This window comes from Paenibacillus sp. SN-8-1 (genome assembly GCF_050995535.1).
Lineage (GTDB): Bacteria > Bacillota > Bacilli > Paenibacillales > Paenibacillaceae > Fontibacillus.
Window position 1 is genome coordinate 3,355,117 of sequence record NZ_CP194782.1, and the last position, 24,619, is coordinate 3,379,735.

General features: G+C 44.1%; 28 protein-coding genes. 17 read left to right on the plus strand and 11 right to left on the minus strand.

The annotated features are described in order from the left end of the window. The first annotated feature begins 206 nt into the window (after positions 1–206). On the plus strand, positions 207–659 hold the full coding sequence (locus tag ACRRNK_RS16365; protein ID WP_433943774.1) for a MarR family winged helix-turn-helix transcriptional regulator: 453 nt from the start codon (positions 207–209) through the stop codon (positions 657–659). A gap of 23 nt (positions 660–682) precedes the next feature. Beyond that, positions 683–1,201: a GNAT family N-acetyltransferase gene (locus ACRRNK_RS16370; protein WP_433943775.1), complete on the plus strand. Its 519-nt coding sequence runs from the start codon at positions 683–685 to the stop codon at positions 1,199–1,201. Positions 1,202–1,279: 78 nt separating this feature from the next. Here ACRRNK_RS16370 and ACRRNK_RS16375 read toward each other — a convergent pair whose 3' ends face one another. Continuing rightward, a complete protein-coding gene (locus ACRRNK_RS16375; protein WP_433943776.1) occupies positions 1,280–2,191 on the minus strand; it encodes an NAD(P)-dependent alcohol dehydrogenase in 912 nt (303 codons plus the stop codon). 109 nt (positions 2,192–2,300) lie between these two features. Then, positions 2,301–4,952, minus strand: a complete 2,652-nt coding sequence (locus tag ACRRNK_RS16380; protein ID WP_433943777.1) for a LuxR C-terminal-related transcriptional regulator — start codon at positions 4,950–4,952, stop codon at positions 2,301–2,303. 439 nt (positions 4,953–5,391) lie between these two features. Between ACRRNK_RS16380 and ACRRNK_RS16385 the strand changes: the two genes are divergently transcribed. The 3 genes from ACRRNK_RS16385 to ACRRNK_RS16395 all read left to right on the plus strand — a co-directional run bounded on the left by ACRRNK_RS16385 (position 5,392) and on the right by ACRRNK_RS16395 (position 6,985). Beyond that, on the plus strand, positions 5,392–5,706 hold the full coding sequence (locus ACRRNK_RS16385) for a hypothetical protein (protein ID WP_433943778.1): 315 nt from the start codon (positions 5,392–5,394) through the stop codon (positions 5,704–5,706). A 128-nt stretch (positions 5,707–5,834) separates the two neighbouring features. After that, the gene (locus ACRRNK_RS16390) at positions 5,835–6,179 is read left to right on the plus strand and encodes a transposase (protein ID WP_433943779.1); all 345 of its coding nucleotides are present in this window, start codon (positions 5,835–5,837) and stop codon (positions 6,177–6,179) included. Next, positions 6,101–6,985, plus strand: a complete 885-nt coding sequence (locus ACRRNK_RS16395) for an IS3 family transposase (protein WP_433943780.1) — start codon at positions 6,101–6,103, stop codon at positions 6,983–6,985. The genes ACRRNK_RS16390 and ACRRNK_RS16395 overlap by 79 nt, the downstream gene beginning before the upstream one ends. 64 nt (positions 6,986–7,049) lie before the next feature. On the opposite strand, the gene ACRRNK_RS16400 is transcribed toward ACRRNK_RS16395, so the two are convergent. From ACRRNK_RS16400 to ACRRNK_RS16410, 3 genes are all read right to left on the minus strand, one after another. After that, positions 7,050–7,661 carry a hypothetical protein gene (locus ACRRNK_RS16400; RefSeq protein ID WP_433943781.1) on the minus strand — a complete coding sequence of 204 codons (612 nt, stop codon included), beginning with the start codon at positions 7,659–7,661 and terminating at the stop codon, positions 7,050–7,052. 149 nt (positions 7,662–7,810) lie between these two features. Further along, entirely contained in the window at positions 7,811–8,383 is a 573-nt protein-coding gene (locus tag ACRRNK_RS16405) for a hypothetical protein (protein WP_433943782.1), read from the minus strand. A gap of 461 nt (positions 8,384–8,844) precedes the next feature. After that, a complete protein-coding gene (locus ACRRNK_RS16410; protein WP_433943783.1) occupies positions 8,845–10,182 on the minus strand; it encodes a stalk domain-containing protein in 1,338 nt (445 codons plus the stop codon). Positions 10,183–10,322: 140 nt separating this feature from the next. Between ACRRNK_RS16410 and ACRRNK_RS16415 the strand changes: the two genes are divergently transcribed. Beyond that, complete coding sequence (locus tag ACRRNK_RS16415; RefSeq protein WP_433943784.1) at positions 10,323–10,526, plus strand: hypothetical protein; 204 nt, start codon at positions 10,323–10,325, stop codon at positions 10,524–10,526. Positions 10,527–10,708: 182 nt separating this feature from the next. On the opposite strand, the gene ACRRNK_RS16420 is transcribed toward ACRRNK_RS16415, so the two are convergent. Further along, entirely contained in the window at positions 10,709–10,978 is a 270-nt protein-coding gene (locus ACRRNK_RS16420; protein ID WP_433943785.1) for a hypothetical protein, read from the minus strand. A gap of 59 nt (positions 10,979–11,037) precedes the next feature. Here ACRRNK_RS16420 and ACRRNK_RS16425 point away from each other — a divergent pair, with 59 nt between their 5' ends. The 7 genes from ACRRNK_RS16425 to ACRRNK_RS16455 all read left to right on the plus strand — a co-directional run bounded on the left by ACRRNK_RS16425 (position 11,038) and on the right by ACRRNK_RS16455 (position 16,244). Next, on the plus strand, positions 11,038–12,264 hold the full coding sequence (locus ACRRNK_RS16425) for a sensor histidine kinase (RefSeq protein ID WP_433943786.1): 1,227 nt from the start codon (positions 11,038–11,040) through the stop codon (positions 12,262–12,264). After that, complete coding sequence (locus ACRRNK_RS16430) at positions 12,261–12,932, plus strand: response regulator (RefSeq protein ID WP_433943787.1); 672 nt, start codon at positions 12,261–12,263, stop codon at positions 12,930–12,932. Before ACRRNK_RS16425 ends, ACRRNK_RS16430 begins: the two co-directional genes overlap by 4 nt. Before the next feature lie 161 nt (positions 12,933–13,093). Next, a complete protein-coding gene (locus ACRRNK_RS16435) occupies positions 13,094–13,504 on the plus strand; it encodes a DoxX family protein (protein ID WP_433943788.1) in 411 nt (136 codons plus the stop codon). 139 nt (positions 13,505–13,643) lie between these two features. Further along, positions 13,644–14,531 (plus strand): fructose bisphosphate aldolase, encoded by an 888-nt coding sequence (locus ACRRNK_RS16440; protein WP_433943789.1) that lies wholly within the window; start codon positions 13,644–13,646, stop codon positions 14,529–14,531. A gap of 302 nt (positions 14,532–14,833) precedes the next feature. Then, positions 14,834–15,256, plus strand: coding sequence for a MarR family winged helix-turn-helix transcriptional regulator (locus tag ACRRNK_RS16445; RefSeq protein ID WP_433943790.1), 423 nt, complete (start codon positions 14,834–14,836; stop codon positions 15,254–15,256). Between the two features lie 25 nt (positions 15,257–15,281). Then, positions 15,282–15,920: a nitroreductase family protein gene (locus ACRRNK_RS16450; RefSeq protein WP_433943791.1), complete on the plus strand. Its 639-nt coding sequence runs from the start codon at positions 15,282–15,284 to the stop codon at positions 15,918–15,920. Positions 15,921–15,947: 27 nt separating this feature from the next. Further along, complete coding sequence (locus ACRRNK_RS16455) at positions 15,948–16,244, plus strand: putative quinol monooxygenase (protein WP_433943792.1); 297 nt, start codon at positions 15,948–15,950, stop codon at positions 16,242–16,244. A gap of 129 nt (positions 16,245–16,373) precedes the next feature. Here ACRRNK_RS16455 and ACRRNK_RS16460 read toward each other — a convergent pair whose 3' ends face one another. The 3 genes from ACRRNK_RS16460 to ACRRNK_RS16470 all read right to left on the minus strand — a co-directional run bounded on the left by ACRRNK_RS16460 (position 16,374) and on the right by ACRRNK_RS16470 (position 19,398). Further along, positions 16,374–17,189, minus strand: coding sequence for an ABC transporter permease (locus ACRRNK_RS16460; RefSeq protein WP_433943793.1), 816 nt, complete (start codon positions 17,187–17,189; stop codon positions 16,374–16,376). Beyond that, complete coding sequence (locus ACRRNK_RS16465; RefSeq protein WP_433943794.1) at positions 17,186–18,214, minus strand: ATP-binding cassette domain-containing protein; 1,029 nt, start codon at positions 18,212–18,214, stop codon at positions 17,186–17,188. The genes ACRRNK_RS16460 and ACRRNK_RS16465 overlap by 4 nt, the downstream gene beginning before the upstream one ends. Positions 18,215–18,819: 605 nt before the next feature. Then, a complete protein-coding gene (locus ACRRNK_RS16470) occupies positions 18,820–19,398 on the minus strand; it encodes a TetR/AcrR family transcriptional regulator (protein WP_433943795.1) in 579 nt (192 codons plus the stop codon). A gap of 169 nt (positions 19,399–19,567) precedes the next feature. Here ACRRNK_RS16470 and ACRRNK_RS16475 point away from each other — a divergent pair, with 169 nt between their 5' ends. The 4 genes from ACRRNK_RS16475 (at position 19,568) to ACRRNK_RS16490 (ending at position 22,731) form a co-directional block, all read left to right on the plus strand. After that, positions 19,568–20,770, plus strand: coding sequence for an MFS transporter (locus tag ACRRNK_RS16475; protein ID WP_433943796.1), 1,203 nt, complete (start codon positions 19,568–19,570; stop codon positions 20,768–20,770). Positions 20,771–20,864: 94 nt separating this feature from the next. Further along, complete coding sequence (locus ACRRNK_RS16480) at positions 20,865–21,719, plus strand: ABC transporter ATP-binding protein (protein ID WP_433943797.1); 855 nt, start codon at positions 20,865–20,867, stop codon at positions 21,717–21,719. Continuing rightward, positions 21,712–22,365 (plus strand): ABC-2 transporter permease, encoded by a 654-nt coding sequence (locus ACRRNK_RS16485; RefSeq protein WP_433943798.1) that lies wholly within the window; start codon positions 21,712–21,714, stop codon positions 22,363–22,365. Before ACRRNK_RS16480 ends, ACRRNK_RS16485 begins: the two co-directional genes overlap by 8 nt. Then, positions 22,366–22,731, plus strand: coding sequence for a GntR family transcriptional regulator (locus ACRRNK_RS16490; RefSeq protein ID WP_433943799.1), 366 nt, complete (start codon positions 22,366–22,368; stop codon positions 22,729–22,731). Here the strand turns inward: ACRRNK_RS16490 and ACRRNK_RS16495 are convergent. Then, positions 22,725–23,690 carry an alpha/beta fold hydrolase gene (locus ACRRNK_RS16495; RefSeq protein WP_433943800.1) on the minus strand — a complete coding sequence of 322 codons (966 nt, stop codon included), beginning with the start codon at positions 23,688–23,690 and terminating at the stop codon, positions 22,725–22,727. The two genes, ACRRNK_RS16490 and ACRRNK_RS16495, sit on opposite strands and share 7 nt — an antisense overlap. Further along, the gene (locus ACRRNK_RS16500; RefSeq protein ID WP_433943801.1) at positions 23,680–24,252 is read right to left on the minus strand and encodes a MarR family winged helix-turn-helix transcriptional regulator; all 573 of its coding nucleotides are present in this window, start codon (positions 24,250–24,252) and stop codon (positions 23,680–23,682) included. Before ACRRNK_RS16500 ends, ACRRNK_RS16495 begins: the two co-directional genes overlap by 11 nt. Positions 24,253–24,619 lie beyond the last annotated feature (367 nt).

Here is a 24,619-nt window from a genome sequence, read left to right on the forward strand (position 1 = left end):
ATGTATGTTGGCGCAGGCTGCTGAAGCCGATCGGCGCAATCTCTATATTGATATTTTATTGCAAATACAACAAAATTAAGTTATATTCTATTCATACGTTTTATTGTATTTGCAACAAAACAGGCAAGAGTGTGGAATGACTAACAACATTCCACACGACTGCCTCATGTGTAAATCAATAGTTTAACTTATATAAGGAGCCCATTATGAAGGAAATTCTTCGTGAAATTGGAATGATAGCAAGGGCATTGGATTCAATAAGCAATATAGAATTCAAAGAATATGACCTTACAAAGGGGCAGTATTTGTACCTTGTGCGGATATGTGAACACCCGGGAATCATTCAAGAAAAGTTAGCTGAAATGATCAAAGTGGATCGAACCACAGCAGCTCGCGCTATCCAGAAACTTGAAATCAATGGCTTTATTGAAAAGAAAGAAGATCAACAGAACAAAAAAATCAAAAAGCTCTATCCAACAGAGAAGGGGCAAAATGTTTATCCATTTATAAAAAAAGAAAATGATTATTCCAACCACGTGGCCTTAGAGGGATTGTCGGATGGTGAAGCTGATACGCTTTTTAATCTTCTCCAAAGAGTAAGAAGCAATGTGGAAAAGGACTGGGAATTTGTAAAAAGAGGAAACAAGAGAACTTATTGATTGCATAAGGAGGACATCTTCAAATGACTATAAATATAAAAAAGTGTACCCTCGAAGATGCACACAAGCTACAAGAAATTAGTTATGAGACCTTTAATGAGACATTTAAGCATCAGAATTCGCCCGAAAATATGAATGCCTATTTGCAAAGGGCATTTAACTTAGAACAGTTAGAAAAAGAACTATCCAACATGTCTTCGCAATTCTTTTTTGTTTATTTGAATAATGAAGTCGCTGGATATTTAAAGATTAATACCCATCACGCTCAATCTGAGGAAATGGGTGATGAATCACTCGAAATCGAACGGATTTATATCAAGAACAAATTTCAAAAACATGGGCTAGGTAAATATTTGCTAAATAAAGCTGTGGAAATTGCGAGAGAACATAATAAAAAGAAAATCTGGCTGGGTGTATGGGAAGAAAACAAAAATGCTATCGCTTTTTATAAGAAAACGGGGTTTGTTCAGACTGGAGCCCACTCTTTTTATATGGGTGATGAGGAACAGGTAGATTTTATAATGACCAGAACAATCATATAGTTGTATCAAAAGAAAAAGAAACCCCTTGGTCTCACAAAAACCGGGGTTCTCTGCAATCTTTCTGTGTATTATTCCGGATTACCTCACCTTAATGACTACACTGCCCTTCTTATGTCCTTTCTCGACATACCTGTGCGCTTCCGGAATTTGTTCCAGCGGATAGTGTCTATCAATCACGGATTTCAGACTTCCTTGCTCCATAAGCTCTTTGATAAACAGGAGATCTTGAGGCCGCACCTTGGCGATTCCCTGTCCATCCACGGTAACATAAGACCCGCCGGGTTTAAGTGCTGTCTTGCATTTGGATTTTGGACATTTCCCCACCGCATCAAAGATCAGGTCATAGTGCTCGTTCTGGTCAGCAAAATCCTCTACCGTATAATCAATAACGTGATCGGCTCCCAGCGACTTCACCAGTTCCAAATTCGTCCCACTGCACACACCGGTAACCTCGGCCCCAAAGTACTTTGCAAGCTGTACCGCCGCAGTTCCCACTGTTCCAGAGGCGCCATAGATAAGCACCTTCTGGCCCTGCTGAATATTCCCTTTGCCAAGAAAATAAATCGCTGTAGTTCCTCCGAATAAAATAGAACCAGATTCTTCATAGGACACATTGTCCGGCATGATCTCCATTAAGCTGCCTTCAGGCAAGCAGGCGTACTCAGCATGAGCACCAAATTTCATCCCGGTCAATGCAAATACCGAATCGCCCACCTTATACCGCTTAACATCCTTGCCAATCGCTTCAACAACACCCGCTAACTCAACTCCAAGAACAGGTTTTCTAGGCTTGCGAAGACCCAGGACTAAGCGCATGGGAATCCATAGCAAGAGAGGGCTTTGGAATGCACGGACCCTGATGTCCCCCGCAGTAACGGTTGTTGCGTGAACCTTAACCCGTACTTCATTATCCTTCGGCATAGCCTTATCTACTTCCCTCAGCTTGAGTACATCCGCTGTTCCGTACTGTGTACATACTATCGCCTTCATATGTTGCCTCCAAATCAGAATTTGCAACTAGTATATTCGCAGTACGGTATGGGGATATAGCTACTAAAGTATGGTTTTAAAATTATGCACATTGTAATGTGTATAGATCTCAGAGCAGGCCCAGCGTTCGGGCACGTGCTACGGCTTCCGTACGCCTGGATACCTGCAGCTTGTCAAATATAATCCGGTTATGCCCTTTAACCGTAGTCAGTGCTATATATAAGCGCTCGCTAATCTCCTGGTTAGAGAGGCCCTCGGCAATAAGGCGAAGCACCTCGAGCTCCCTTTCGCTTAACGGCTCAATTAGAGCTTCAGCAGGGACAGGGCTGGCTGAGTAATTAGGAGGGGCAAAGTTTTGATTCAGCCCTTCTCCTTCAAACTCAGTCAGCAGCCTACCTACATAATCCACCATTATTCCTTGCGCAGCGGCTTCGCGAAGAAGCCTCTGCATATAAATTCCCTCATCCAGAAATGTCCGGATGAAGCCGCTCGGCTCAGCCATCGTCAGAGCGTCCGCCAGAACTTGTACAGCAGTTAACCTATCCCCGTGCGCATACAAAGCGGCAGCTTGTAACACCATCACCTTGAGCCGTTCATCCTGAGCTCCCTTCGCCTCAGCCTCCTGCCGTATCTGCGCAAGCACTGTCAACGCGGCAGCGGTGTCCCCCCGTGCCAGGTGTGCCCGTGCCTCGCCTAGAGGTAGCTTATGCTGCTGTGCCAATTGGGCCGCCGCAGCCAGATTACCATGGCGGAGCAGCACCGATACTTGTGCAGCTGCAATGCGGGGAATCTGGCGCTCGAAGCTGATCTGCCGAGCGAGATGATCAGCTCTGGCTAAAATGAAGGCAGCTTGGCTTACCTCTCCAAGAGCAAGGTTCATTCGGGCAAGGAATACTTCACCCGCAACGACTCTATCCGCCTGTTCGAACTGCTGGGCTAGCTTTACACTCCGCTGTCCGTGCTCCTGAGCTCCCTCCAGGTCGTTCCATTCATAGCAGAGTCGGGCTAAGCCCAGATGTGCTTCACAAGCAGCCGGCAGCGGCGGGTCTCCTGCCATTTCGAGTACATGCCGATAAGTCTCAGCCGCAACATGAAGCTGATTGTCAGATTCCTGTATGAGCCCAAGGCCAAGGGCAGCCATCATCGTGATCATCACATGTCCGATTCTCTTGCTGTTCGCTAACGCTTCGGCGTAGGCCTTACCTGCCTCGGCACGATTCCCCAGAAGCTGGTAGGCGTAGCCGAGCGTCCAGGTCGTCGCCGTTCGGACAGGCAGGTTGTCAGGATGCAGATATTCCAGCGCGCGGCGTGCCTCGGACATGATCACCTCCGCCTGATGCCTGCTGACTGCCAGCGTGGCGCGAATGGAGGCGATATGTCCGATTAGATCGTGAACTTTATCGTTATGTCCGGCCGATTGCAGCACCCGTTCAGCCGCTATAAGCTTCGACTCTACGCTAGACATTTCGCCCCTCATCAACAGCCCGGAGGCATACATTACCCAGAGTGCTGGTCTGGCATCCATCTCCTTGCTCGGCAAGGATTCGAGCCAATTCATGACAGGAGCCACCGCTCCGCGGAACAGCAGGGGCATCCCATCTCCCTCTGCCAAGTAAGCGGTACGGTCTATATCGTTGGCCGCTGCGGCATGGTGAAAGGCTTCAAGGGGAAGTCCATGTTCTTCATACCAACTACTTGCATGAAGATGGTATGAGGGCGTGCTTGATCCGGGCAGCCGCTGTCTCAGGAAATCGACAAACAAGTGGTGATAACGGTACCAGCAGCGCTCCTGGTCCAGCGGGATAAGGAAAAGGTTCGCGCGCTCGAGATATTCAAGGATCTCCTGCCCGGAAGCTTGCCCTATCGAATCTGTCCGGACCTCTCTCCTAAGTACGGCATCACATAGAGGGCCGCATAGCCGATCCAGGACAGAGGTGCCCAGAAGAAAAGTCCGCACATGTTCGGGCTGCTGCTCCAACACTTCTTCCATCAGATAGTCGGTAACGAAGCGGTGACTTCCGGTAAAGGATTTGACGAAGCTGTCGATGTCGTTAGATCCCTGCACGGAAATCGCGGCCAATTGCAGCCCGGCAGCCCAGCCCTCGGTCCGGGTCGCTAAAGCGGTGATATGCTCATCTGTTAAGGTTAGGCCCGTCTCCCGGCTCAGAAATTCTGCCGCTTCAGAAGAGGTGAAGCGCAAATCCGCCGCCCGTAGTTCGGTTAATTGTCCCCGGACACGCAGGCGGGCCAGAGATAGACCCGGATCCGCACGCGTAATGATGACAAGGTGCATCTGCGGAGGCTGATGCTCGATTAGATAACTGAGACCATGATCAATCTGCCTGTCATGAATCAAGTGATAGTCATCCAGAACGAGGACGAAAGGGTCTGAATTGATCGTAATGCCCTGAATAAAAGCGGTTAGTATAGTTTCGATAGGCGGCGGCTGTGGAGACTGAAGCAGCCCAATTATCCTTTCATCCATATTCGCCCCTATCGACTGCAGCGCAGCGAAGAGATAAGTCAAAAAGCGGGTATAATCGTTATCCGCTTCGTCCAGCGATAACCAGGCGGCTTTCCGCTCGCAGCTTGTTAACCAGTGGCTGACCAGTGTGGTCTTACCAAAGCCGGCAGAAGCAGAGATCAACGTCAGCTTACCCGGCAGACCTTTATTTAACCGCTCAATCAGGCGTGGGCGGACAACAAGACTGGGCCGAAGCGGGGGGATATATAGTTTGGTGTACAGGATAGAGGTTGTCATACCCTGATTATAATCAGGGAAATCGCGGCCCTTCAACCAAAAGTTCTAGAAATCCACATCCAAAGCCACGCCTAATTGATAATATGTCTTGCTGATTTCGGCGGTGGGGTTATTATTTTTTGCGTTACAAAGTCTAGCCAGTACACCCTAATTAAAAAGCGTACAACTAGAGACTTAAACATGAGCTCGGTTCTATGGATATTGTAATTTTTTAATAAGTAAAGCCGATATTATTAATATCAAAAGAAAGCGTGGTGTAGGGGGAAATGCATATTCATATAAAAAAATCTTTTTTTTAGGGATATTCTTCGGGTTTTTAATTTTTATTGGTGCCTGTTCAATTATTGCTAGTTTTGATAAAGATCCGTGTAACAATGAATATTGTCGAAAGGAGCTTAACTTAAGCCAGGAAGCCCAAAATAATGTAGATGAGTATAAAGTGATATTACAAAATAAAGATTATGAGAAAGCTAAAACAATACCATATTCGACTTATTGTCAACTGGCCGCTCCAACTGGTTTTTACGGTACAAGGTACGATGTCATCTCAATATGTAAACAAGAACAAACGATTAGAAATTATGCGGAAATCATGAGTAAGTCAAGTAGTAGTTCGATAGATACATATACAAGTCTATATTTTTCGGTGCCATTAGACGGAGTTTTGACAAAAGAGCAACTTGATGAGCTTAGATCGTTTTGGAAAGAAAAAGCTGAAAAAGATGGTTATGACACTAATTTAGAGGAAAAATAAAGTCCTCTTGCACGTCACATGCGCAATATATAAAGCCCTGAGAGCTTAATTTGTGAAGTGCACCCCTTAGAATGGACATTGGAAAAACCCCCTGGTTTAACCGATGAATTCTAAGGGGTGTATTTTTAATGGGGATCAAGGGACAGAAGTATAAAACATATTCAGAGGAAACAAAAATGGAGGCCATTCGCCTGCGTGTAGAGGAGAAATGGACGTATCGACAGATCAATGAACACCTGGGAATTCAAGATAAAGATAGAATGAAGCGTTGGATGCGTAAATACCGTGAACAGGGTGAATTTGGTCTGCTCGATCAACGAGGAAGGCGAAAAGAATATTTAGATCAAGAGAGGTACGTTCAGCAATTAAAGCGAGAAAATGCGATGCTAAAAAAGTGTTTGAAAATCTGGACTCAGGAGGTAGGAAAGAGCGCTACAAGCTTATCGAACAAGCGGCACACTCAGGCCAAGTAGCCACACTGTGCCAGCTTCTTAGTGTCTCTAGAAGCGGTTACTATGCCTACTTGAAGCGAAAGAAGAACGACCGGGATGCCGAGGCCCTGAGACTCATAATCAAAGTGTACAATCGCTATGAAGGGAAATATGGCTACCGTCAGCTCCAGCTGTTCTTGTGGCAAGATGAAGGTGTATGGATGAATCACAAGAAAGTACTTCGCCTGATGCAAAAGCTTGGACTTCAAGCCAGCATTCGCCGAAAACGTCGATTTAATATGACATACCAGGCTGCCGAGCGTGTAGCCGATAACCTGCTTAAGCGAAATTTCACAGCCGAGAAACCAAGCCAGAAATGGGTGACGGATGTGACTCAATACCGGGTAGGCGAGCGCTGGCTGTATCTTTCTGCAGTGAAGGACCTATTCAATAACGAGATTGTGGCCTACCAACTTAGCGAACGTAACGACAATGAATTGGTACTCCAGACGTTCGCCAAAGCATTGGCTAAGCAAAAAAACGTGACCGGATTGGTCGTTCATAGCGACCAAGGGTTCCAGTACACGTCTCATGCTTACCACGACATGCTGCCAAAGGTTGGCGCCCAAATCAGCATGTCTTGCCGGGGCAATTGCCTAGACAACGCCTCCATGGAGAGCTTCTTCTCGCATCTCAAAACGGAAGGACTCTATCCTTATGATATACGAAATCTGGCAGAGGCACAAAGGCGAATTGAGAAATACATACGATTTTACAACCGAAGACGACCACAGCGTAAATTAAACAAACTGACGCCGGTAGAGTACCGACGCCAGTTTCTAGCTTAGGCGTTTTTTTCAATGTCCACTAAAAGGGGTCTTGACCATAATTGCACTCAGGGCTTGTTTTTTGTTACCAATAAAAGAAATGTGCTACAGCAAAATAAACGGTTTTCACGACTCCAATAATCAATCCAGGCAAGTCTGTGAGAGTGTTAATTGGGTGGTGTAGAAGTCCAATGATAGTACCGAATACGAGCATAAGTAGTGCGGCGAATAAACCAATTACAGCATATATTACATCCATAATGATCCAGGTAATCGGCGTGGCAACAGAATAAACAGAGCTTGCATATGAACTAATACCAGCTTCTGATTTCGCCTGTTCATTAAAATATTTCCCTATCCCAATATCGGCTTGAATATTTCTAAATAGTTTAGCAGGAAGGTTTAATAAGTACGAAATGTTGTATGCTAAGTTTCCACTTCCACTTAATTCTTTTGTAAAACTCATATGATAGCGAAGATCCCGTTCGGCAACTAGAAGCATTAACTTCCGGTCAATTCCTTTAGGAGTGATAAAACCATCCATTAGTGAAGTTAGATCCGAACTTGGTTCTTTCATAGTGGATCCAGCTATAAGAACTGCTGAAGTTTTAAATGGGTAGTTATCAGTTAGCTGGCAACCGCTTAAAAGTACTACCATAAATAACATCATGAATAGCAAGCTAATACGTCTTTTCATTCTTTTTAATACCAACCCTTCAAATTATGTATATTGTTTCTTATATCACACCAAATAAATACTACCACTTGTAGGAAAAATTAACCATACACAATCACTATTATATGAACAAAGTCCTGAGAGCTTGATTGCACTCAGGACTTTGTTGTTTACTCTTCAATTGTAAAATTCCATGTTTTAGATCCCTTAGTCCCATCATTAAGTACATACCTAAAGGTCAGTTTTGTTAATCCACCTGTTTCTCCAGGTATGTAGACAGAAGGTGTAAACATTGCTATTGCTCTGTTATTATCGATCTTCCAAGTAGGTGTTTTTCCTAAAACAGGAATTTCTTCAGGAAGGCGATTACTATCTGGATCTGAAATGACAACCCATTCAGAATCATCGATATTTAAACCAGCACCATAAAGTAACTCAACCTCAACGTTTTCGCCCTTCGGTACTTTAATTACTTTGCCTGTGTCTCCATTTAATTCGGAAAATACTTGAGTCAAAGCTGAAGTGGAATAATCGGAGAATTCAAAGCCCTTATTGAAAGAAGGAGTAAATTCATAATACCCTAATCGTACTATCTTCTTAGTAAAATGAAAGTCGTTTGTTTTTTTCTCGAGTGAGACTGGATGATCATCAACATGTTTGTCATTTTCGGAAGATAAATATACGAAGGCCACAACTGCTAAAACTAATATCCATTTTAGATTTGGATTATTATTCTTTTTCAATTTACGTCACCTTTCGAAGAGGAGTGTTTAAATCGACATTATACCATCCCCCTGATTAAATTAAATTATCTCCTGACAAATGAATGGTCTCTCTTGAAGTAACCCAAACAATCGTACTTTCTGTAGTTAGCACTTCACTATACCATGAAATTCCTACCTTGTAAGCCTTTGACCATATGTAAGCATACCAGTATTATGTCCTCTAGGACGCAAGACGATCTAAGGATACTGAATAGTACAGTCTTATTTGTGATTTATATATACTATACCGTCTTAGTCTGATAAAAGGTGGTCGCCGATCTCGGTTCAATTGTTTTAAAATGGTCCGAGAATGGAACAGATTCGTATCTCATAACATTGAGGAATGAAGATAAAACCACCTTTATCTAATTATAGCACTAGCTATAGTTGATAGAGGCGGTAAGTGATGAAAGCATTGGTTCTATACTTTTGAACTGAATTTAATTATTAATATGGAGCGGAATATACATATATCTTGTAAACTCGTCAGAATCGATTTTCCAACTGGCCTTAATTTCTTCTTTATCAGAATTACTGAAAATCATATCCGCTTCAACTTTTTCACCGGGAGCCAAAGTAAGGTCTTTTGCACGTAGTTCCCTTGCGTTGGCACCAGTATCATCAAGGTTACCTAATTGAAAATCCCTAAAAATCAGGGTTTCCTTTGTTGGATTATATAGTCTCACACGACAATATCTAAATGTACGGCTCCAATCCGGGTAATCCGGGTAAGTCCTAGTTTCCTTTTTTAAATAAGCTGCACTGATCTGAAGACCTTCTTTATGTTGAATAGTATGATAGGTTAATCCATTTTCTATTTGTGTTCCTAAATCGGTAATACGTGTTATTTTCGTTTCCTTTTTTAATAAAGGGACGTAAATACTACCTATAAGCATTCCGTTGAGGGTATTTTTAATAGACTTATAATAATATATTCCAGAATAAGGAAAGTATAGTTTTCTCATTTCTTTAGGTTTTAAGGGTGTTTTAAACCAGTAACCATCATTGGAGAGAGGATGTCCTGAGTGGTAATTTTCACCCTCACCACGAAGTTTAGTTTTTGTAGTTAGATAGAAATTGCTGGGGAAGTTGTTTATATCAAGACTTACAGATTCAAAGGGATTAAATAATATTATATGATATGTTTTAAATTCTTCATCATCTTGTGATACTCCAATTTGAATGCCGTGGTATGTATCAACGAAGTTATATGGTATGCCGTCAATTACTCTTTCACCGAGGAAACCTCCAGGATTCGCATAAAAAATTCCGGCCTTTTTATCGTAAATATAGTCATATTTTATCCCCAACAACCCTTTGTGAGCTTCACCCGATCCAAGATTTTCTAATACGTCTTGTATTGGTACAAATGCCTCATTACCAACCAACTTAATTTTAGCGTTTAAATTTCTTGTGTGTTTACCTTTTGCTGTTCCATATTTACAGTTTTCAACTACCTTATTGCTTCCGACAGTATAGGTTTGTACGCAATGCGTTTTTTCAACAACACTAGCTTGAGTCGTAAGTTGTTTGGTTTTAGAATTCCATTCCACCTTGTAGCGTGGAGAGGCAATTATCTGAACCATTTTGTAAGAAGTCATCAGTGTGCCGTTCTCAATAAAAGGTTTTGAAGGTAGACTAACTTCCTTATCCTGGTTGAAAAATTTTATTTGGTCCGAAGCGGCAGATATGGGAGATGCGGTGACATTAATGAACAATGATACAGTCCACATCACAACCATTAACCAAAGAATTGATAATTTCGATAAAAGTTTCATATAATATTTTTTCTCCCCTCGAATTGTTCCGCTAAAAAACTTATGTAACTAGTTAGCAAGAATATCCATACATGATATCGGAGTTTTTTTATATACACCAGTAAAAAATAGGAATTACATAGGTGATCTTTTGATGATTCATGAATAAGTACATAGGTATGGTTGTTGAGATCATCTACCAAGACGCAGCCGGCAAGATCACTCAGATAAAGATCGAGATCCGCGGTATACGAAATGGGCTAATCCGTGCTCAATGTATACTTACTGGACAGACAAGGGCATTTCGCGAGGATAACATATCGGCTGTGGAGCTGGTACAAGACGGTGTTCGCCGTGTTGTCTGATCTTGATCGTAAGTTACTGCGCATTCTGTGGAATTATTCACTAAAGTACCGTCGTATGCCTGAGATGTCCGAATTGCAGCGACTTACGGGTAGGCAAAAGGGCGACATACTTAAAGGAATTAACACACTAGAACAGGCTCCCTACATCACCTGGCAGAACAAGCCTTCTCTTTAGGGTATCGTCATTTTGGAAGGTTGGGAACGAGGTCAATCACACCAGCCAAAAATGGCCACAAGCAGTCAGAATACTGATTATTGGACTGATTATTAGTGGAAGTCTCATTAATATTCGTGATTAACTTATTTACTCCATTAATATGACGTTCAGAAGGTTCCACCTTAACAGACTCCCAGTTGAAAATCGTCTTAACATCTACGTTAAATATCTCAGCCAAATCTATTGCAGTAAGTCCGTTAAAGAAACGGGCCTTTTTATTCTGCAGATAGTGCATTGTATACTATAATTGAATTGGAAAGAATGATTCACTAATCGTGAGGTGATTCAAGTAGAATGATCGAAGACACGATCAGATCAAGAGACTATACTTTTTTATGGAAGTTTCTTTTGGGCTCAAAGCTGCTTATTGATTTGGCACTATCCGGGGTCTTCTATTTTCAGAATTCACTGACCTTATTTTGGAGACTAAGTTTTATAACGATTTCATTGGAGATTTTCCTGCTTATCAATTTCTATTACTTCACCAAGAGAAATAAGCGGTCTTGGCTTATTCATATCCTCATCCTTGATTTTCTTCTATCCGCTTCTTACGGATATATCTATATCGCCGGTAATTTCCCCAACCATTTATTCATTGGAATTACAGCCCTGGCTATCCTAATGTTAATCAGGAACACTCGAATGCAGATCGTGACCTGCATCCTGTTATTAATCGGGTATTTAGTTACGATGGGAAGCGTTGACTGGTATCTATATCAACAGCTTGATCAAGTTAGTTACTTCATCTCCTGTTCATTTATTATATTTGCGGGCATTGTGAGCTCTCTCATCCAAAGTTATCAACGCGGGCGCCAGAACACGATGCAGCTGTATACACAGCTAATGCAGTCTCACGAGCAGCTTAAGAACTATACTCTCAAAGCGGAGGAGTTGGCTGTAGCAAGAGAACGAATCCGAATCGCCCGGGAAATTCATGATACCGTGGGTCATAAGCTGACAGCCCTATTAGTACAAATGCAAGCGGCCCGTAAGCTAAGTCCAGTAGATTCAGCACGCAGTGAACAGACCTATCTGGAGTGTGAAGATCTGGTCCGCTCATCTTTGCAGGAGGTCCGGCTGTCAGTTCGTACGATTCGGGATGAGCCGTTCAAGTCAACGTCACTAACTGACTGCCTTAGAGAATTAGCTGAAGAGTTCACCAAATTCGCCGAGGTTCAAACCGTCTTTGAAGTGAACGGCAACCCCATGCCAATGCCTGCTAATCTTCAGCTAACGGCCTATCGGATTACACAGGAGTCGCTTACGAATGCTCAAAAGCATGGTCAGGCGAAGCATGCAAAAATCTCATTAACTTACTCCGTGAACGGGCTATCTCTATGTATACATAATGACGGAGAGATCCCAGCGGAGCTGAAGCCAGGGTTTGGATTAATCAATTTGCAGGAAAGAGTGAAGGAGTGTAACGGAGACGTGCGTTTTAGTGTGGATAGCCATGAAGGCTTTGCTGTCGAGGTGCAGCTCCCCTATTCTCTAACGGAAATGGAGCGTGTGCTAAATTGAGAATTCTGATTGTGGACGATCAACGGCTTATGAGAGAAGGCCTTGCAACCCTCATCGGGCTGGAATCGGATATCGAAGTCGTTGGAACCGCTGTGGATGGGATTGATGCTTATACCAAAGCGCTTGAGTGGAGGCCTGAGGTGATATTGATGGATATCCGGATGCCGGGTATGGATGGTGTCGAAGGATCGGAACTCATTTTGAAGCATTTACCGGAGACGAAGATCCTGATTCTTACCACCTTTGATGATGCGGAGTTAATCCTCCGTGTCTTGGACACTGGCGTCCATGGATATCTGCTCAAGGATATGCCATCCGAGGCGATCGTCAGCGCGGTTCATACCGTATACAATGGCGGAACGGTGCTTCAACCGGATATTACCGCAACACTTCTTAAGGAGCTCCGAAATTTATCCGATTCCAATCAGCCTGGGGCATCACATCCCTTAAGCCTGAATGAGCCTCAGGGGCTCCTGCTTCTTACAGACCGGGAGAGAGAAGTACTCGCTGTTCTCGGCCAAGGATTGAACAATAAAGAAATTGCAGATTTACTTCATATCACAGAAGGTACTGTGAAGAATCATGTCTCAAATCTTATATCCAAGCTAGGGATGCGTGACCGGACACAAGCCGCCATATTTTCAGTTCGTCATCAAATGCAAGTATAAATACCAGGGCATGACTTTTGGCATAGAGTATGCGAATCTGCATACTTTAGCGATCAAACGTTCTGCCTTTTTGGCCTGCAATCCATTACTTTTCACAGATTTGCTTACACACTGTTCTGATTACAATCGAAGTGTAAGAAATTTGAGGAGGAGTTATGAATATGAAAAGATTAAAAATAGCCTACTGGATCATCACTGCGTGCACCCTTATCGGGTTCTTGCTCAGTGCCGTCAATGAGATCATTAGATCCCCAGACACACTAATTTCAACAACACAGCTGCTGGGCTACCCCGCCTACTTCCTTACCCTTCTGGGTGTAGCAAAAATCATAGGTATTGTTGTACTTATTATTCCCAAATACTACAGAATTAAAGAATGGGCCTACGCCGGCTTTACGATTGACTGCATATCAGCCTTCTGGTCAGAAATAGCTGTAGGCAATCCTAAAGGCAGCATTAAGTCAATCGTGGTCATTTCATTTGTACTACTCTCTTACTACCTGCTTCGCAGAATGCAGAAAGGTATGGAATTACAAGTGGCCTCTGAACCTAAGCGTGTTCATACTGTATAACAAGGAAAGTATTCGCAAGCTGTTAAAGATTAGGGTCTCGGGCAATTCATGAACTGCAGGTTTAAATTTTGAAAATGTTGGGTATAAGAAACCTGAATCCAACATTCGTTTATTCCCGCCCAAAGAAGGAGCGATATTCATGAATACGAAGCAATTAGACCGAATCCGCACGGGAAAAGGCTTTATTGCAGCCCTGGACCAAAGTGGCGGAAGTACGCCTAAAGCTCTGCTGCAGTATGGAATTGATGATACCCGCTATGCGAACGAAGATGAGATGTATGAATTGGTTCATGAGATGAGAACACGGATTATCAAGAGCTCTGCGTTTGATTCCCGGTACATTTTGGGGGCTATTCTTTTTGAAAATACGATGGACCGCTCCATTGACGGCCAACTTACTGCCGATTATCTCTGGGAGAAGAAAGGTATTGTGCCTTTCCTGAAAATTGACAAGGGGCTCGCCGATATCGAAGATGGAGTTCAGCTTATGAAGCCCAACCCCGGCTTGAATGATCTGCTGAAGCGTGCAACTGAGCGCGGTATTTTCGGAACGAAAATGCGTTCCGTCATCCATGAAGCGAACCCTGCCGGAATTAAGAAGGTCGTTCAGCAGCAGTTTGACACCGCCAAGCAGATCATAGAGATGGGACTCATCCCTATCATCGAACCGGAAGTGGATATTACTAGCTCGGATAAGGCTGAATCGGAAAAGCTGCTAAAAGCTGAGCTTATCGAGCATTTATCCGCACTCGGACAAGACGCGCAAGTTATGCTTAAACTATCCATACCATCCGAGGACAATTTCTATAGCGATTTGATGAAGGAGCCCCATGTTGTACGAATTGTGGCCTTGTCGGGGGGCTACCCGCAGGCAGAAGCGAACGATCGCCTCTCACGCAATCACGGATTGATCGCCAGCTTCTCACGCGCCTTAGCAGAAGGGCTTAGCGCCAGTCAGAGCAACGATGAATTCGACGCTCTTCTGTCCAAATCGATTCAGGACATTTACGAGGCTTCGATTAAATAAATAACTCTATATAGAATCGATACAATGATTAACGCCTCCGAACTTGAACAAAGCTCGGGGGCGTTATTCTTTTATCCTTGTCACTTCCAATGCTACTTCCCTTTTCAATTCCCAAAGCCGAATTTCTATAGATTGAGGGTCGGCTGGATATCCTATAAGTACCCTGTTGCAAAATCAAAAAAGACATGATATATTAGTTGAGCTATCAATGATTGATACGTCAATCATTGAGGCGTCCAGCATTAAATTAAGCAATGGCATTCCCCATTGTTCATGTCCAGATTCACCCGGGAGGTCTAGTCATGACACGTACAATTTCCAAAGAAGAGCAGATCATTAATCTGCTGAACGCACTGGGTAACAAGATCAGCCCCAAGTTCGAACGATGTACAGGAATCAGTTCCTCTCGCTTCGAGATTCTGCATCAGCTGGATCAGGTCGATGAGATTAACCAATCCATGCTGCAGAAAGTCATTAATATTGACAGTGCTGCTATCACCCGCCATTTGAAGCAGCTTGAAGCCGATGGCATGGTGAGCAGACGTAAAAATCCGGAAGATAACCGAGTCACGTTTGTACGTCTTACGGATGATGGCCGGAGACATATTGAAGGCTACAAAGTCGAGAAGCTGAGCTTCATTAATCAGATTCTCAAGGATTTCAGCAAGGAAGAGATTAACTCCCTGGCGGATTTCCTGGAACGTATGCAGAACAATTATTTTTAACCTATATATAGAGGAGAAAATCATCATGAGTACAGTACAAAAAACAAATGATTTTAACGAAATTACTTTTGGCCGCCGTTCGGTCAAAGCCTATGATCCCGAAACCAAGATCAGCCGTGAAGAAATGACCGAGATTCTGTCCGAAGCTTCCCGCGCCCCATCCTCAGTTAACATGCAGCCTTGGCGTTTCCTGGTTGTTGACAGTGCCGAAGGGAAAGAAAAACTTGCTCCACTCGCTAAATTCAACCAAACTCAAGTACTAACCTCATCCGCAGTAATTGCGGTGTTCATCGACATGAACAATGGTGAATACATGGATGAAATCTTCGGGAAAGCCGTAGAACTCGGATATATGCCGCAAGAAATAAAAGAAATGCAAATGAACGCTTTCAAACCTTATTACGAAAACATCTCTCAAGTTGATCTTCGTGACGTGAACCTGATTGATGCAGGCCTTATATCCATGCAGCTGATGCTGGTAGCGCGGGCGCACGGTTATGATACTAATCCAATCGGTGGTTACGAGAAGGACCAAATTGCTGAAGCTTTCGGTATGGACAAAGAACGCTATCAGCCGGTCATGCTGATCTCGATCGGCAAGGCTGCCAAAGAAGGCCACCCTTCCTATCGTCTGCCTGTAGAGACGATTACTACCTGGGCGTAAGATCAGGAAAATTGGAGGTTAAAATACATGATTATCATCCATGCACATTTGCAGATCAATCCGGAACAGGAAGTCGTTTTTCTGGATGCCGCCAAACAACTGATCGCCGCAACACGTAATGAAGAAGGCAATATCAGTTATGACCTTGTCAAAAGTACGGAGCGCGAGCACCACTATACAATGATTGAGCTGTGGAAAGACGAGGCTGCTACTGCTGCCCATAATACCAGTGAGCATTTCCAGGCTTTTGTTCAGCAGGCTCCCGAATTTATGGCCGCTCCAATGAACGTAGCTGTATTTGCAGGAGAAGCTGTTCAGCGCTAAGTTGCTCTGGCCGCAATTGGGTCAGCGGACTCTCCCACTTTATGATTATTTTTATACAAAAAATCCATCCAGGCTCATAGTTTCTACGAGCTTAGATGGATTTTTCACTATATAGGACGCTTAGCTATTCTAGGTCCGGCGCATATATGCACGTACCGTAAGTGGCGCGAAGACGGCCACAATAACAGCAACGCCTATAAGAGAGATGGTAAGGTCGGTCCCAACCGTTCCATGATTGGCTAGGTCCCGGACAGCAGTGACCAAATGCGAAATAGGATTGATGTTCACGAACCACTGAAGCCACCCAGGCATTGTGTCAACAGGTACGAATGCGTTGGACAGGAAGGTTAGTGGGAACAACACAATCATGGAGATCCCCTGAACGCTTGAAGCCGTGCGTGCAATCACGCCGAAGAAAGCGAAGATCCAGCTGATCGCCCAGGAACATACGATGACCAGAACACCCGCGAGCGCGACATATCCTAGGCCCCCACCAGGCTGATAGCCCATAATATACCCCATGGTTAAGGTGAGCACCGTCGCGATGGTATACCTTATGGTATCTGCCAATAGGGCTCCTGCCAAGGGTGCAATGCGTGCAATAGGCAGTGATTTGAACCGATCGAATACCCCCTTATCCATGTCTTCGCGCAGTTGGACACCCGTGACAATGGAAGTGGTAATTACAGTCTGAACTAGGATGCCTGGAATGATCACCGGTAAGTAATTAATTACGTTCCCCGATATAGCACCTCCAAAAATATAGGTAAACATCAGCGTGAAGATGATCGGCTGGAGCGTAACATCAAACAATTGCTCCGGGGTGCGTTTAATCCGCAGCAGCCCCCGATAGGCCATCGTGAGCGAATTGCGAATCGTCTGGCCGATACTCGTGTGGTTTTTCGGGTGGCGCTGGGAAGCCGGCTTTATGGATGTACTGCTCATACGCTTACCTCCTCAGGTGTGTTCGATTGTTCGGCTGCGTGCGAGTCGTTCTCTTGTACACCCTTTCCGGTAATCGTTAGAAATACTTCGTCCAGAGTCGGCTTCTGTACACTAATCTCGGCCAAGTGAATTCCTCCATTACGCAGAGCTATCAGCAGATCGGTGACACGGTCAGCATCTGCCATCGGCGCCGTTATTTTCCCTGCTTCTGCAGAGATGCTGGAACGAACCTGAAGCACCTGTTCTACGATCTGGCGTGCTGCCTGCGTGTCCTGAGAACTTTGGACTCTCAAATGCAGTGACGAGTTGCCGACTGATGACTTCAGTTCATCTGCCGTCCCCTCGGCGACGACCCGCCCACGATCAATCACCGCGATGCGGTCTGCCAGCTGATCAGCCTCATCGAGATACTGTGTTGTTAACAGTACGGTGGACCCCGTATTCACCAGCCGGCGGATCGTATCCCACATCTGCGAACGTGTGCGGGGATCAAGTCCCGTTGTAGGTTCATCCAGGAAGATGAGCGGTGGCTGTGCAATGAGGCTCGCCGCCAGATCCAGTCTGCGGCGCATCCCCCCGGAGAAATTTTTGAGTGGACGGCTCGCCGCTTCCGTCAAGCCGAATTCCTCCAGCAGATCTGATGCCTTACGGCGCGCCTCACTGCGAGTCAGTCCAAGCAGCCGGGAGAAAATAATCAGATTCTCCGTAGCGCTAAGTGACTCGTCGACCGAAGCGTATTGCCCTGTTACCCCAATTAATTGACGCACGATCTGTGACTCTTTTACCACATCATGCCCGAAGATTCGTGCCGAACCTCCATCCGGACGTAATAAAGTCGCGAGCATTCGAATTGTGGTGGTCTTGCCCGCCCCATTGGGACCAAGCACGCCGTAGATCGAACCGGTACGTACCTTCAAATCTACGCCATCCACTGCATGATTGCTGCCAAAAGTTTTAATAAGTCCATGGGCTTCTACTGCCCACTCTTCATTATCAGATACAGATTTCCTATGTTGATTATTCACTCCGTCTCCCCCTTATTAACTAATTACATGAGAATCTTATCTCGCCATGATAAATGGAATTTAAACTGTGATTTGTATCATCTTATTGCATTGTAAGAAATTCCATTCGGCTAATAAACCAGCCAGAGAATGATGTACATATCGGTCTTCAGGTGGAGAATGTCCACTATAAGCCCCTCTTGCTCTTAATATCCTTCATCAAAAACTAACGCCCCCCGCTTTGTGCGGAGGGCGTTAAGGACTAAATCAAGTTGACCTCATGTTTCTATACGTGTTTTTGGGGTCTAGCGAAGAACATGTTTACTACAAAATTAAACGACAGTAAGGCAAACAGCCCGAAGTTGACTATTATTGATACACTTCCAGACACGAATAAAGCCATATAGACCATAACCAGTACTAAATAAAGGTTGGATTCATCCAGTACATTCATGAGCGTACTCATAATCTTATTGTTCAGCATGACACAGCAGCCTCCCTTTACATTTTATGGGATAATTATACTCTTCATGAAATCAAACGACAATTACCGGAGTATTCACTTACTTCGGCTGCTGGTCACACAAAATGGGTGTTGAAAAAGTCTCCATTCACTTAATACGATCTCAAATGGAACGAATACCCTTAAAGACTTGAGTTACTAACTGCCCTACATAATCTTCATTAATCTGATCCCCCGTTACCAACAAGCGGTAGAAAATCGGCCCGTAAATGAGATCAGTGCATAATGCGATGTCGAGATTCTTCTCAAGCTCTCCGCGCTCAAGTCCCCGGTCGATAATATCACGGACCTCCAGTCGGCGAGGCTGGATATAGCGGGTCCGGAAAGCCTCAGCCAACGCTGCATCAACCTGTCCCTCTCCTATAATCTCCAGTAAAATGGAGCCCTCACGGCTTGTCATGAACCGGGCCATATTTGTGGCATGTTCCAGGATATCCTGGAATACCGAACCTGTATCCGGCACAGGCAGTCTTGCAGCCGCTGCGGATAGAAAACCGTCCATGACCACGGCAGCCTTGTTAGGCCACCATTTATAGATCGTAGCCTTACTTACCTTGGCACGCTCAGCAATTTTCTCTACCGTAACAGCTCCAAATCCGCTTTCCAACAATAATTCATAGGAAGCGGACAGGATGGAGCTTTGCGTTTCCACATTGCGCGGACGTCCTCTTTTCCCCTGCACGTGAATCCTCCTTTGGTTATATCCGTTTCAAGCACTAATAAACTATACGTTTAGTATACAAAATACTTATATCAAAAAAAAGCCTATTTACAAAACGGTACGTTCAGTATATTATCTAAATCAAGAAATACGAAACTGAACGTTTAGTATTTTATCGAGGAGGATATTTATGTTAAATGAACAAGGTACACAAGACCGCCGCATCTCAAGCCACATGATGTTTCTGCTCGCAGCCGCGTGCGGACTTATCGTTGCCAATCTCTACTATGCTCAGACCCTGGTAGGACCTATCCGAGATGCAATTGGCCTTACTTCTACAACAGCCGGATTCATTGTTACAGTAACCCAAACTGGTTATGTAGCCGGTCTGCTGTTCATTGTTCCGCTAAGCGACATTCTTGAGAATCGGCGTCTCACCATGATCATGCTTATAGTTGCCGTTGGCGCACTGTTAACTGCCGCATTTGCACCGAGTGCCCCCTTGTTTTTGACCGCATCCCTTCTTATTGGAATTGGATCAGTAGTAGCTCAGATTCTGGTGCCATTCGCCGCCTATTTAGCGTCTGAAGAACAGCGCGGCCGCGTGGTTGGTAATGTGATGAGCGGCCTCTTACTCGGAATTATGTTCGCCCGTCCTCTCGCCAGCTTTGTTACCAGCCTCTGGGGCTGGAGAGCCATATTTATTATATCTGCAATTGTCATCTCTTTATTGACTGGACTGTTATCATTTGCACTTCCGGTACGTAAACCATTTCCTGCAGTACGCTACGGACAGCTGATTCTCTCTTTAGGTGCTATATTGCAGCAAACGCCTGCATTACGACGCCGCGCACTGTATCAAGCTTGTTTATTTGGAGCCTTCAGTTTATTTTGGACGGTCGTGCCGTTACATTTGGCTGATAATTTCGGAATGTCCCAAGTAGGTATTGCATGGTTTGCACTGGTTGGTGTGGGCGGCGCAATAGCTGCGCCGATTGCCGGAAGATTAGCGGATAAAGGGTGGATTAAACTGCTAACGGGGATTGCCATGATTGTCGCCGTGTTGTCTTTTCTCCTCATTCATCTGTTCGAGAGTTCCTCAACATTTGCTCTGGTTCTACTCTTTGTATCCGCAATTACACTCGATATGGCTGTATCGGGAAATCTGGTGATTAGTCAGCGCGTAATTTATTCACTCGGAAGTGAGGCAAGAGGACGCCTGAATGGACTATTCATGGCTACATTTTTCTTGGGCGGAGCCATCGGCTCATCCTTGGGGGGCTGGTCTTATACCCAAGGAGGCTGGAATCTTACTTCTCTTATTGGCACGATCTTGCCGGTCTTGGCACTGGTCTACTTTCTCACCGAGAAAAGAACTACCACAAACAGTTGAACATTTTTGGGTATATGGAAGTAATTGACACCGCGATCACCGCGTGATACATTGTGTATATACAACATACACAATTTGAAGTGGAGGGTACAATATGCTGGCTTTAGATATACAGAAATTAAATAAAAAGTATGAGCATTTCCATCTAAAAGACATTTCTTTTCAACTGGAACAGGGTTATATTATGGGATTTATCGGGGCCAATGGCGCAGGAAAAACGACAACTATTAAATCCATTTTGAATTTGACCCGTAAGGATAGCGGTGAGATCCATGTACTCGGCAAGAACATGGCTGAGCATGAAGTCGAATTAAAACAAGAAATAGGCTCTGCATTTGGGGATATCAACTTCTACACCCGAAGTAAAATTAAAACGTTAACGAATGTGATCAAAACGTTCTATCGTAATTGGAATGATGAAACCTATTCCATGTATATGAAGAAATTCAACTTAATTGAAGACAAAAAAATAGCCGAATTATCAACCGGAATGAGAGTGAAATACAACCTGGCCATTGCTTTATCACACGGCGCAAAGCTTCTTATTCTGGATGAACCCACCAGCGGACTTGATCCGGTTGCCAGGGACAATCTGCTGGATACTTTTCAGGAGCTGGTGGAGGAAGGCGATATAAGCATCCTTTTCTCAACGCATATCACATCTGATCTGGAAAAGTGCGCAGACTACATTACCTATATCCATAACGGGCAGATCATCAACAGTGCTGAGAAAGAAGATTTTATCAATAAATATCGCTTGTTGAATGGTAAAAAGGAGCAGCTCGAGCTGATCAAAGACCAGTTAATTTCCTACAAAACGAACTCTTTCGGTTTTACAGGTTTGATTCATACCAATGACTTTGATCCATCTTTGGACATTAAATCTACCTTGCCTAATCTTGAAGAGATTATGATCTACTTCTCAAGAAAGGAGGATGTGTATGTATAATCTATTGATGAAAGAGTTAAAGTTAAGCGTAAGTCCATTCTTTTATGTACTACCCTTTCTAACAGGTGCCTTAATGTTAATTCCGGGATGGCTATATTTCCTTGTAATTCTGTACTTTTGTTTTATCACGATACCGAATATGTTCGGAGTATACAAAAGTCAGAACGATCTGATGTTTACAAGCATGATGCCTGTAACAAAAAAAGACATAGTTAAAGCAAAAGTAACGTTTCTTGCAATTTTGGAGTTATTGCATATTGTTGTGGCCGCTATATATGGCCTGATTAGTGTTCGCTTATATCCGAACCTGACCTACCATTTCTTTGCGCCATCCTTTGGCTTTTGGGGACTCTGCTTTGTTATGCTGGCAATCTTCAACATCATATTTATACCTATGTATTACAAAACGGCATATAAGTACGGCGCTGCATCTATCGCATCCATCACAGCCGCAATCCTTTTTGCCGGGCTCGCAGAATGGCTTGGCATAGACAACCCGCTCGTGTATGACCTGTTTAAAGGAACTTGTGCTGAGAATTTGACCCTCCAGCTCTCCATCTTGCTCATAGGAATTGTGATATTTGCGCTATTAACGATAATCGCGTATCATATTGCAATCAAACGGTTTGAGAAAGTGGAAATCTAAATGAACATAGCAATTTCGAACACATCAGATAAACCCATCTATCAGCAGCTTTTTGAACAAATCAGCGCACAAATCCTTAAGGGCGAACTACCAAGCGGGTACAGCCTGCCACCCATACGACAGGCGGCCTCGGAGCTCCGCGTGAGTATCATTACCGTCAAGAAAGCGTGGGAAGAGCTAGAACGGCTTGGTTTGATCTACACCGTTACCGGCAAAGGATGTTTTGTAGCCGAGCTGTCGCCCGGCGATATGCTTCACAAACGCAATGAAATGCTCTTGCAGCAGATGCGAATTGACGCTTCATATTACAAATCCTTTGGTCTGACCATTGAAGAGGTCTTTGAACTTATGAAAGAAATTTATTGACGCTCCATTTCGTATACCTCATGAAGAGCTTTGTAGAACAGTTCTGGCTGGTCCATCATGGTCATATGTCCGGCATCAGGAATCATGTAGATCCCTTTATTAGGGGCCTTGATCTCATCAAAATATTGCTGTGCAAGGACATATGGGGCCTGCCAGTCGTTCCCGCCCAATATGTAATAGATAGGTACTTGATACTGAGCCTTCTCCTTACGAAGATCGAAATCTCCTAGAAACTCATGAAGCTTGCCATTAGCCTTGAAAATCTTCATAAAGGCTGTAATATCCGATAATCGGAAGATAGGACTTTTAAATACAGTCAGCCACGTCCCAAGCCCCAGCTTTATTGCTAAATCATACTTCCCTTGAAGCTTCCTAACCTTTTCACACTTCTCCAGGAACTCACGGTTAAACACAATTCTTGAACCAGGATATTCGCCAATGGACTTAAGCTTTGCAAGCGATTTGTGATCACCGGCTTGTTCCATCATCTCCTTAACCTTGTTATATCCAATTCGTTCATTTTCGAGCATATTGATAACCGGGCCAACACCAATGAAATATGCTGCCTCTTCAGGATGCTTTCTTATAAACAGGGTGCCGAGTACACTCCCCCACGAATGCCCGAGGATTACGATCTTCCTCTTGTCATATTTCTTCTTCAAATATTGAATCACATCGATTAAATCCTGCATCAGCAATTCGAGATCTGGAAGCTTATCCGGGTTTTTCGTCAACGTCTTGCCCGCTCCCCTTTGGTCCCAATGAACGACCGTATAGATCTCCTCCCATGGCTCCTGGAATACCCTTGTGAACAGAGATTCAGCAGAGCCTGGTCCTCCATGCAGGAACAGCATCACAGGATTAGCGGCACTTGTTCCTCTATGGTATAAAAATTGACGGATTCCGTTAATGGGAACATACTCTGCATGACAGATGGATCTCTTGGCCTTATTCTTCATGGTCCCGCTCCCCACTCGTGGATTGTTTTCTCCGTCTTTCAAATTCCTTGATTACCCTTGCTTGGATATCGCTTAGATCCTGAACAGGTTCAAGCTTGCCTTCTTCTTCGAACCCGTCTTGTTCCTCACCATCAAAGCGGTACATCTTCTTGAGTAGATTCCACATTTGTTCCAGTTCCTCTGCTTCAAACTGCGCAAACAGATCTGTCAAAAAATAAATGCCTTTCTCCGCCACTTCCACCAGGACATGTTGTCCCAGCTCTGTAATTGTGACATTGACTGCGCGCTTGTCCTTTTGGCTGGGCTTAATGAGAATATATCCGTTCTTCTCTAGAATGGTAATGATCTGCTTCACGCTCTGCTTGGTCGTTCCAAGCTTCCTGGCAATGTTATTGATCGTGGTCTCATCTTCCGGCAAATGTGTAATGGCGAGCATCGCCATGTATTGTCTGGACGTCAATCTCTCCAGGTAGGCATCGCCTTTCATCTGGATCTTGTTAGCCAGTGAGAACAATGTCGCATAAGTCTGCTGCATCAGAAACAATTCTTTATAAACGTCCATAATTAGTCGAGATAGCTCCTTTTGTTAGACAGTATAAGTACTAAAACAAATTATAGACACGGATTTTATTTTAGTCAATATAATGTCTAATATCTCTGATATATCAAGGCCTAGGTCACAACCTCCGAGGTGATTCCTCGTAAAACACGCAATGACCCGGATATAACTCCCCTTCCGCTATAATTTGAAATAATATACAGTTTTTAATAATTTGTATTTAATTCCCAACTTAATGAACAATTCAAATAGAAATGTAAGTAAGTTTACATTTTCAGGGAAAATGTTGTTTGTTTGGAACCATTTTCCTAACTATAATCCAATTTGTACACTGTGAAATTATCCTGCACATTGTAAGCTTTGATCGAAA

What these genes read in the sequence shown, in the direction of transcription:
- ACRRNK_RS16485 (WP_433943798.1), top strand. Translation starts at nt 21,712, where the DNA reads ATGTATAATCTATTGATGAAAGAGTTAAAGTTAAGCGTAAGTCCATTC.
- ACRRNK_RS16480 (WP_433943797.1), top strand. Translation starts at nt 20,865, where the DNA reads ATGCTGGCTTTAGATATACAGAAATTAAATAAAAAGTATGAGCATTTC.
- ACRRNK_RS16445 (WP_433943790.1), top strand. Translation starts at nt 14,834, where the DNA reads ATGACACGTACAATTTCCAAAGAAGAGCAGATCATTAATCTGCTGAAC.
- ACRRNK_RS16455 (WP_433943792.1), top strand. Translation starts at nt 15,948, where the DNA reads ATGATTATCATCCATGCACATTTGCAGATCAATCCGGAACAGGAAGTC.
- ACRRNK_RS16460 (WP_433943793.1), bottom strand. Translation starts at nt 17,189, where the DNA reads ATGAGCAGTACATCCATAAAGCCGGCTTCCCAGCGCCACCCGAAAAAC.
- ACRRNK_RS16450 (WP_433943791.1), top strand. Translation starts at nt 15,282, where the DNA reads ATGAGTACAGTACAAAAAACAAATGATTTTAACGAAATTACTTTTGGC.
- ACRRNK_RS16490 (WP_433943799.1), top strand. Translation starts at nt 22,366, where the DNA reads ATGAACATAGCAATTTCGAACACATCAGATAAACCCATCTATCAGCAG.
- ACRRNK_RS16380 (WP_433943777.1), bottom strand. Translation starts at nt 4,952, where the DNA reads ATGACAACCTCTATCCTGTACACCAAACTATATATCCCCCCGCTTCGG.
- ACRRNK_RS16425 (WP_433943786.1), top strand. Translation starts at nt 11,038, where the DNA reads ATGATCGAAGACACGATCAGATCAAGAGACTATACTTTTTTATGGAAG.
- ACRRNK_RS16375 (WP_433943776.1), bottom strand. Translation starts at nt 2,191, where the DNA reads ATGAAGGCGATAGTATGTACACAGTACGGAACAGCGGATGTACTCAAG.
- ACRRNK_RS16440 (WP_433943789.1), top strand. Translation starts at nt 13,644, where the DNA reads ATGAATACGAAGCAATTAGACCGAATCCGCACGGGAAAAGGCTTTATT.
- ACRRNK_RS16365 (WP_433943774.1), top strand. Translation starts at nt 207, where the DNA reads ATGAAGGAAATTCTTCGTGAAATTGGAATGATAGCAAGGGCATTGGAT.
- ACRRNK_RS16435 (WP_433943788.1), top strand. Translation starts at nt 13,094, where the DNA reads ATGAAAAGATTAAAAATAGCCTACTGGATCATCACTGCGTGCACCCTT.
- ACRRNK_RS16370 (WP_433943775.1), top strand. Translation starts at nt 683, where the DNA reads ATGACTATAAATATAAAAAAGTGTACCCTCGAAGATGCACACAAGCTA.
- ACRRNK_RS16475 (WP_433943796.1), top strand. Translation starts at nt 19,568, where the DNA reads ATGTTAAATGAACAAGGTACACAAGACCGCCGCATCTCAAGCCACATG.
- ACRRNK_RS16400 (WP_433943781.1), bottom strand. Translation starts at nt 7,661, where the DNA reads ATGAAAAGACGTATTAGCTTGCTATTCATGATGTTATTTATGGTAGTA.
- ACRRNK_RS16420 (WP_433943785.1), bottom strand. Translation starts at nt 10,978, where the DNA reads ATGCACTATCTGCAGAATAAAAAGGCCCGTTTCTTTAACGGACTTACT.
- ACRRNK_RS16495 (WP_433943800.1), bottom strand. Translation starts at nt 23,690, where the DNA reads ATGAAGAATAAGGCCAAGAGATCCATCTGTCATGCAGAGTATGTTCCC.
- ACRRNK_RS16500 (WP_433943801.1), bottom strand. Translation starts at nt 24,252, where the DNA reads ATGGACGTTTATAAAGAATTGTTTCTGATGCAGCAGACTTATGCGACA.
- ACRRNK_RS16390 (WP_433943779.1), top strand. Translation starts at nt 5,835, where the DNA reads ATGGGGATCAAGGGACAGAAGTATAAAACATATTCAGAGGAAACAAAA.
- ACRRNK_RS16415 (WP_433943784.1), top strand. Translation starts at nt 10,323, where the DNA reads ATGAATAAGTACATAGGTATGGTTGTTGAGATCATCTACCAAGACGCA.
- ACRRNK_RS16410 (WP_433943783.1), bottom strand. Translation starts at nt 10,182, where the DNA reads ATGAAACTTTTATCGAAATTATCAATTCTTTGGTTAATGGTTGTGATG.